Here is an 8,052-nt window from a genome sequence, read left to right as displayed (position 1 = left end):
ATAGTGTAGTTCTTAATACCGGCTTTTTTGAGTTCAGCAATCATTTCGGGCCAGATTTCATCATGACGCTTGATATATTCATCCATATATCCGTCTTTTACTTTTGCTCTCCATGCGTATCTTTCCATAATCCACCTTCCTCTTTTGTTGTATTTGAAAATATTAATTTTATACTATAATTATAATAAAATAAAAAAACTATAAAAAGATATCTTTAGCTTATAAAAATTATATCAAAGCGATTTTATACTTCAATCAAAATATCCTTAAAGAAAAAACAAAACGGCATAGCCTTTTTGCTATGCCGTTTTAAAAATCACTTGCTTATGAGCTATAGCTTCCATAAGCCTTTTTTCTTTGGTCTTTTATTTTTCTTTTGTTTTTATTAATTATCTTTTGTTGTAGTAAGATTTTTTCTTTTGTACTCAAAAGTTTACACTCAAACCCACCACATATCCGTTTGATTCTTTTCCTTTATCATAACGTCTTTAAGAAAATTTATGGCTTTTTTGAGCCCTTCCATAGGAGCCATCAGGCTGTCTTCATGCTCAATAGATATTGCATGGTCATATCCGACAATCTTTAGCGCACTGATAATTTCTTTCCAAACGCCTAGATCATGTCCATAACCTACCGTTCTAAATATCCATGAACGGTTAGCTTCGTCGGCATATGTTTTGGTATCCAAAACGCCGTTTACTGACGTATTGATTTTATCGATATAAGTGTCTTTAGCGTGGAAGAAATATATAGCCTTATTCAATTTCTTAATTACAGAAACTATATCTGCGCCCTGCCAAAACAAATGGGAAGGATCCAAATTAGCGCCCAAAGTATCGCCTACTGCTTCTCTTATCTTCAGCATAGTTTCCACATTATATACGCAAAAACCAGGATGCATCTCAAAGCAAACCTTGACATTGTGATTTTGCGCAATTTTGGACTGCGTTTGCCAATAAGGGATAAGCACTTCTTCCCATTGATATTTCAAAATATCGCTAAATTCATTGGGCCAAGGGCAAGTTACCCAGTTAGGCGCATCTCCCTTACCGTCCCCAGGACAGCCTGAAAATGTTACTACCCTGTCAACGCCAAGCTGTTCTGCCAATTCGCATGCCGCGTTAAATTCTTCGGTAGCTTTTTTTGCCACTTCTTTTATGGGATGAACACCGTTGCCGTGCACAGAAAGCGCACTGATCTCAATTTGGTATTTTTCAAACAGATCTTTTAGGTCTTTTATTTTGTTTTTGTCTTTAATTAAAGCCACAGCATCAGCATGCTTAGTGCCGGGATAGCCGCCGCATCCAAGTTCTAGCGCATCAACATCATTTTGCTTTAGAAATTTTAAGGCTTCTTCAAGACTCATTTGCGAAAATATAGGCGAAAAAACTGACAGTTTCATCTTATTTTTCTCCTTAATCAAAATAATAAGGCTTCTTAGTTTTAGCAGAAATATATATGCCTTCTAATATTCTAGTAACGACAGCTGCTTGTTCAGGAAGTACGTATAATTTGCCTTTTCCTAAAATAGCATCAACAAAAGTCTTGCATTCCAGTCCTTCTATACTCATTGCTTTTCCTTCGTTATAAGCTACGCCGCCGGTCTTAAAATCAGGTATGGTTACATACATGCTGCCATTGTTTACGCCGTTAATTCTCAATTCTTCACCATTCATATCAGCGCCAGCTTTTGTTCCGCACAATTCGCAAACAGCTTCTCTTACATTGAGAGTATTAAGCGCCCAGCTTGCTTCAACTGTAACAGTCGCACCGTTTTTCATTACCACAAAACCAAACGCGCTGTCCTCTGCTGTAAACTTCTTGCTGTCCCAATCTCCCCAGATATTGGCTGTATCTTTATCGTCATTGTTGAGCTTGTGATAAGTTGTGCCCACAGCGTAAAGCGGTTCATAGTTATTCATCATGAACAATGTCAGGTCAAGGGCATGTGTGCCTATATCAATCAAAGGACCGCCGCCCTGCTTTTCTTCATCAACAAACACTCCCCATGTGGGAACAGCTCTTCTTCTTAGTGCTATTGCTTTTGCATAATAGATTTCACCCAAAACACCCTTTTCGCATTCTTTTTTTAGATACAGGCTGTCTTTTCTAAATCTGTTCTGATAGCCTATTGTTAGCAGCTTGCCGCTTTTTTCTTTGGCTTCAAGCATTTTTTTGCTTTCTTCATAGCTTATAGCCATAGGCTTTTCACACATTACATGTTTGCCGCTCATAAGCGCATCTACTGTCATCTGACAATGCAGGTTATTGGGTGTGCAAATGCAAACAGCATCCAAATCTTCTTTTAACAGCTCTTTGTAATCTGCAAACTCTTTGGCTTTTCCGTCTGAAAACTTTTTGTTAAGTTCTGTAGCTCTTTCTGGAATAATATCGCAGTATGCTGTTATTTCCACATTATCCTGTTGTTTAAGACCAGGCAAATGTTTAGCTCCTGCTATTCCACCGCAACCTATAATTCCAAACTTTAATTTTCTCATCTAAAATTTCCTCGCTATATATTTTTCAAATATTCAAAACTCTGTTTAACACATTGGATTGCAGGCCTTTCGGGTGAAAGGTCTTGCTCGATAATAAAATATTTAGTGCCTAATATATCGGCGGTATTGATTATGCCTTTTATATCCATTAGCCCTTGCCCCAAGGGCTTGAACATAAAATTATCCGCTTGTTTATTCTGTATATATCGCCCATTTTCAATGCCTTTTATTGATTGCCTCGCACTATCAGATGCAAAATCCTTTAAATGCACTACCGGACATCTTTTTTCAAATTTCTGCAGATACCTAAAAGGATCAACTCCAGCATATCTTATCCAGCAAGTATCAGGCTCAAACTGAAGTGTATTAACAGACAGCGCTTCAAACAAAAGATCCAGCTTATATCTATTTTCGTACTTGTTAAACTCAAAATCGTGGTTATGGTACAACAGCTTTATGCCGTTTTGATTGAAAACCTCTGACATCTTTTGCAGCATATCCAAAAACAAACCATACTTATGTCCGCCTGCAAGATAATCTTCAGAGACAATAGGTATTGCTACATACTCGGCACCCAGCACGCTGAGCATATCAGCATGTTTTTGCGTATTAGAGACCAATTCATCAAAAGAAATATGAGCTGAAACGCATTTTAAGTTATTCGCGCTTAATACATCTTTTAACTCTTGAGCGCTTTTGCCGTAATATCCAGCGATCTCAACATACTTAAGACCTATTTTTGAAACTTGTTCTAAAGTCCCTTCAAAGTCTTTTTCAAGTTCATCTCTAAGTGTAAAAAGCTGCAATCCAATTTCAAAAGGCATGACTATTTCTCCATTATTATTTCTTTTGATTTAACTTCATGTACGCAATTTAAGTCCTCAGCATATATGGCAGGTGCAGCCCACCTTACCGCATTTTTTATTATGGTTTGAATGTTTTCGTTTTGATATGTTGCAAAGGTTTCATGTCCAGGCTGAAAATAAAAAATCTTTCCATATCCTCTCGTAAAAGTTACGCCGCTTCTAAAAACATTGCCGCCTTCAAACCAGCCCAAAAATATAATGTCATCTGGTCTGGGAATATCAAAATATTCTCCATACATCTCTTCTTTTTCTAGACAAAATTCCATAGGAACACCGCGAGCAATAGGATGTGTGGGATTGACATTCCAAATCCTTTCTCTCTCATTGGCCTCACGCCAATTAAGCCTGCCGCTTGAACCCAAAAGCGAACTCATAACCTTAGAATAATGAGCCGAATGCAAGAAGATTATTCCCATGCCCTTTAGAACCCTTTCTTTTATCTTTTGAACCAATGTGTCAGGAATTTTGTCATGAAGAACGTGCGCCCACCAAATCAAAACATCTGTTGAATTCAAAACCTCATCAGACAAACCAAATTCGGATTCGTCATACAAAGCGCACTTTACATTAATATCAGAACATTGCAAAAAATCTTTTATGCAATTATGCAAACCGTAAGGATATGCTTTTTTGTGAGCCTCGCTATCCTGTCCATGAGGATATTCATTCCAGATCGTAACATTAATCATCTTTTTTCTCCTATAATCTTGTTTTTTTATAATTCGACTTCAATTAATTGCCCGCCTTTTTGCGCCGATTGTTTGCATTTATCCATTATCTTTAAAACACGAAGCGCTTCTTCATGCCTAACGATTAAATCATCATTGCTTTTAGCTTCTGCAAAATTTCTATAAATTGCTTCGCAGTCAGCTTCTACCTTAGGCAAAGGCAAAACTTCAACCGAATTATGACTTCTGTAAGCCATGGTTTTGGTAAGTCCGTTGCCTGCTTGAATGCTTACTATTTCGGCTTGACTGTTATATACCGGTAAAATGATATTTCCTTCCAAATCCCAATTTTTGATTACAGCGCTTCCATCCCGTCCAAAAATTTTCCACCTGTCAGCGCCTATAAAATCATTGGTCTGAACTTCAATAGTAATTTGAACTCCGTCATTGGTAAACAAATCAGCCACAAAGCCGTCTTCCACATCAAAGCCCAAAACATAAGAATACGTGCATCGTAAGGCCGAAAATTTAGGATAAATGCAGCAAATCTGGTCAATCAAATGCACTCCCCAATCCAGCATCATTCCGCCGCCATGCTCTATTAGTTTTCGCCAGCCGCCCGGCACACCGTTTGCGCCTGTAACGCTAGATTGAATTCTGTTTATTTTGCCAATTTTTTCGCTTTGGATTATTTTTCTTGCGGTTATATAATCTGCGTCAAACCGTCTGTTTTGATTGATCGCAAAAACGCTTTGACCAGTTTTATTTAAAAGTTCTTCGAACTCCTGCGCATTTCTTACAACCGGTTTTTCGCACAAAACTTTCAAACCCTTTTTTGCAAAATATTCTATATAAAACGCATGCACGTCATTAGGGGTAGCTATCAAAACGCCTTCTATGTTGTTATCCAAGGCTATTTCCTGATAGCTTTTATATACCTTAAGACCATCTCGTAATGCTATATTGCATCTTTCTTGGTCTATATCATAAATTCCTATTACGTTGAGATATCCATTTTTTTGAACTCTTTCAAAATGGTATCTGCCCATTCCTCCATATCCGATAATCGCGATATTCATCTATTCTTCCTCTTTTGGTTTTAATCTTTTTAGTCCATTATACCCCGGCAAAAAAACTATTCTAGTCAATTAATTTCTTTTTTTTGCCAGAAATTACGATTATGTTGATTGAAAAGTTAATATGTTTTATAATAAGATTTGTCATAAATAAACACTTTTGAGGTCAAAATGTTATTATACGAATCTGATAGAGATTATGAAATAAAGCCCATAGAAGCCTTCAAAACAGAAGGCTGTAATGCGCATTTTCATAGTTCGATAGAAATATTGTTCGTAAAAGAAGGAAAAATAGACATTTTGATTAATGGAAAAAGCTCGGTTTTGACTAAGGGCGAAATTCTGATATGCAACTCTTATGATGTGCATGCATACAGCGTAAACGCACAGTCTGACGGCTATGTGATAATTCTACCAAAAAACCTTTTGTCTGATTTTAATCTGATGCTTAGGAACAAGACATTTAAAAACAACATCATCAACGATGCCAAGACTTTTCAAAATCTTATAACTATATACGATATGCTTATTGAATACAATTCAAAAAAGCAAAACTATTGCAGCGATGCACTCGGAAAGTCTTTGTTTGCAATAGTGTTAAGCAAGATTGAGCTTATAGACAAAAACTTATCCTCGAATGACTCAATAAAAGAAGTTCTTTTTTATATTTACAACAACTTATCAGAACCATTGACTCTAAAATCTTTATCAACCAGGTTTGGATACAGCCCCAATCATTTTTCTTATATGTTCAATTCTTATATGAAAACAAACTTAACAACTTTTATTAACAACTTGCGTGCCCAAAAAAGCCTGGAATACATCAAAAGCGGTCAAAGCGTTATCGAAGCCTCTGAAAACGCCGGCTTTCCAAGCCTAAGAACTTTTTACAGAAGCTTCAAAAGCAACTTCAACACCTCGCCCATAAAATTCATAAAACAATTGAATGTAACCAGCTCAATGATGTAAATTTTTTATTCTTTTTCATTAGCTTTGGATTTTATCTTAAAAATTGATATTTATAAATAAAAAAATGGTCTGACTTAAAATCAGACCATTTGAACTAATGTGGTGCGAGAGACGGGACTTGAACCCGTACGGTGTAACCACACGCCCCTCAAACGTGCGCGTCTGCCAGTTCCGCCACTCTCGCAAATGTTTACAAAAAACAGCTATTATATTATACAATATTTTATAAATTTTGCAATAATTTTTTATATCTATCCACAGGTTTTTATTATATTATTGCATTGTATAATTTTGCCAATAAAGCATAAGGTTAAATTAAAATAATATCTCATTCTAAATCCATTACAGTTTGATGATTTTATAGTATAATCTAAAAGGACTTATGAAAAAAATATCATTTGCATTAACATTAATTATAATACTCTCATGCATGGCGCTTTTTTCGTCATGCTCTAAAACCCTAAAATCAGTAGATTTTGGACCTACAGGCACATGGGTATTTGGCACGCCTCAAACCGGTATGATAGTAATAACCGGCACCCTTTATGGCTATAACCTAAATACTTTGAAAAACGCAAGAGACGAAATAGTAACTACGCTAAAATCAATGAACGAAGAACTCAACACTGTTGACAGAAAAAGCGTTATCTATCAGTTCAACAATTACGGTGCTGACGACAACTTTGATCCAGCTAAGAAGTTCTATATCTCTGAATACCTCTATCACATGCTGACGGTTGCAAAAGAATTCCGATCTAACGCAAACGGAATGTTAACTATAGACGGCGAAGAATTTAATGTTAACGAGTATTTTAACCCTGCCATTTATCCTTTGATGGAATTGTGGGAACTGGATTCTACTAATATTCATGATGAAACACAACGCACAAGCGTTCCTTCAACAGAACAGATTGAACAATGCTTGCCTTATACAGACTTTGAAAAAGTGCATTTTGGCAAAGACGAAAATGGCTATTATATGACCAAAGACATCAAGGAAATCAAGCTGGACTTTGGCGGTCAGGCAAAAGGTTACGGCACAGACCTAGCAGTTGAAATCTGCAAAAAGTATAATATAAAAGGCGCATTTTTCAACATAGGCGGCAATGTTTTTGTATACAAACAAAAACCACTAGATGACGGAACGACTCAAAAATGGAATGCGGGAATCACTATGCCTATACAACATCAGCAAAGCGCTTTTTGCGCTCTAAAACTTGAAAACACTTCTGTTGTTACAAGCGGCGACTATAACAGATACTTTATGTTTAACGGTGTCAAATATGCGCATATCCTAAACCCTTTTAATGGACTGCCCGTAAACATAACAAGAGACGAAGAAGGCAATGATTCGTATAATCAATCAGGACTGATTTCGGTAACAATCATCGACCAAAATTCCGAACTTTCAGACATATACGCAAAAATCGTAATGCTGCTCGGAATGGAAAACGGTGTAAAATATATGAATCAAAACAATCTAAGCGGCGTGTTGATTTCTAATGACAAAAGATTTGCCGCTGTGGGTAAGCTCGAACAATACGACAGCTACGGTGCGCTTGGCTATCAAGATTACACAGCTTATGTAGATGCCGGCGGCGTAGAATACAGCTTTAAATAAAACAATGAATATACAAAAAATAAAAAAATTAAAATCTTCACGACCTTTTGCCCTGCTGGACATTCCGATTTTTGTTCTATTGGCGATTTTGGTCATAACCTTTATGATAATAAGCCTTAATGTAAAAAAAGAAGGCAAAATCGTCAGAGTTTATGTCCAAAATGAACTTTATGCCGATTATGATCTGAACGTTGACGGACATTATGATATTATCGATTCACAAGGCAATAAATTGCTGGTTTTGGTTATACATGACAAAGTCGTGCATGTAGAAGACTCGACATGCCCTGACCACCTTTGTGAGATGTCTGATATTCAGTTTTCCCCTGAACAGATAATATGCCTGCCTAACAA

The 8,052-nt window shown here is 36.6% G+C and carries 9 protein-coding genes and 1 tRNA gene; 3 read left to right on the top strand and 7 right to left on the bottom strand.

The window, feature by feature from the left end:
- From VIL26_07005 to VIL26_06980, 6 genes are all read right to left on the bottom strand, one after another.
- Nucleotides 1-128, bottom strand: a 128-nt coding sequence (locus tag VIL26_07005) for an L-rhamnose mutarotase (GenBank protein HEY8390676.1), incomplete at its 3' end; no start/stop codon positions are given.
- Between the two features lie 311 nt (nucleotides 129-439).
- Nucleotides 440-1,402, bottom strand: coding sequence for a sugar phosphate isomerase/epimerase (locus VIL26_07000; GenBank protein ID HEY8390675.1), 963 nt, complete (start codon nucleotides 1,400-1,402; stop codon nucleotides 440-442).
- A 13-nt stretch (nucleotides 1,403-1,415) separates the two neighbouring features.
- Nucleotides 1,416-2,498: a Gfo/Idh/MocA family oxidoreductase gene (locus VIL26_06995; protein ID HEY8390674.1), complete on the bottom strand. Its 1,083-nt coding sequence runs from the start codon at nucleotides 2,496-2,498 to the stop codon at nucleotides 1,416-1,418.
- Nucleotides 2,499-2,512: 14 nt separating this feature from the next.
- Complete coding sequence (locus VIL26_06990; GenBank protein HEY8390673.1) at nucleotides 2,513-3,322, bottom strand: sugar phosphate isomerase/epimerase; 810 nt, start codon at nucleotides 3,320-3,322, stop codon at nucleotides 2,513-2,515.
- A 2-nt stretch (nucleotides 3,323-3,324) separates the two neighbouring features.
- The gene (locus tag VIL26_06985; protein ID HEY8390672.1) at nucleotides 3,325-4,053 is read right to left on the bottom strand and encodes a ThuA domain-containing protein; all 729 of its coding nucleotides are present in this window, start codon (nucleotides 4,051-4,053) and stop codon (nucleotides 3,325-3,327) included.
- Between the two features lie 26 nt (nucleotides 4,054-4,079).
- Nucleotides 4,080-5,111 carry a Gfo/Idh/MocA family oxidoreductase gene (locus VIL26_06980; GenBank protein HEY8390671.1) on the bottom strand — a complete coding sequence of 344 codons (1,032 nt, stop codon included), beginning with the start codon at nucleotides 5,109-5,111 and terminating at the stop codon, nucleotides 4,080-4,082.
- A 168-nt stretch (nucleotides 5,112-5,279) separates the two neighbouring features.
- On the opposite strand from VIL26_06980, the gene VIL26_06975 reads away from it, so the two are divergent.
- Complete coding sequence (locus VIL26_06975; GenBank protein HEY8390670.1) at nucleotides 5,280-6,077, top strand: AraC family transcriptional regulator; 798 nt, start codon at nucleotides 5,280-5,282, stop codon at nucleotides 6,075-6,077.
- A 100-nt stretch (nucleotides 6,078-6,177) separates the two neighbouring features.
- Here the strand turns inward: VIL26_06975 and VIL26_06970 are convergent.
- Nucleotides 6,178-6,261: transfer RNA gene (locus VIL26_06970), tRNA-Leu, on the bottom strand.
- Nucleotides 6,262-6,459: 198 nt separating this feature from the next.
- On the opposite strand from VIL26_06970, the gene VIL26_06965 reads away from it, so the two are divergent.
- Entirely contained in the window at nucleotides 6,460-7,698 is a 1,239-nt protein-coding gene (locus VIL26_06965) for an FAD:protein FMN transferase (protein HEY8390669.1), read from the top strand.
- A 4-nt stretch (nucleotides 7,699-7,702) separates the two neighbouring features.
- Nucleotides 7,703-8,052, top strand: a 350-nt coding sequence (locus VIL26_06960; GenBank protein HEY8390668.1) for a NusG domain II-containing protein, incomplete at its 3' end; no start/stop codon positions are given.

This window comes from Clostridia bacterium, from assembly GCA_036562685.1.
GTDB lineage: Bacteria > Bacillota > Clostridia > Christensenellales > DUVY01 > DUVY01.
The sequence above is the reverse complement of the archived record's forward strand: the minus strand, read 5'-3'. Positions and strand labels throughout refer to the sequence as shown.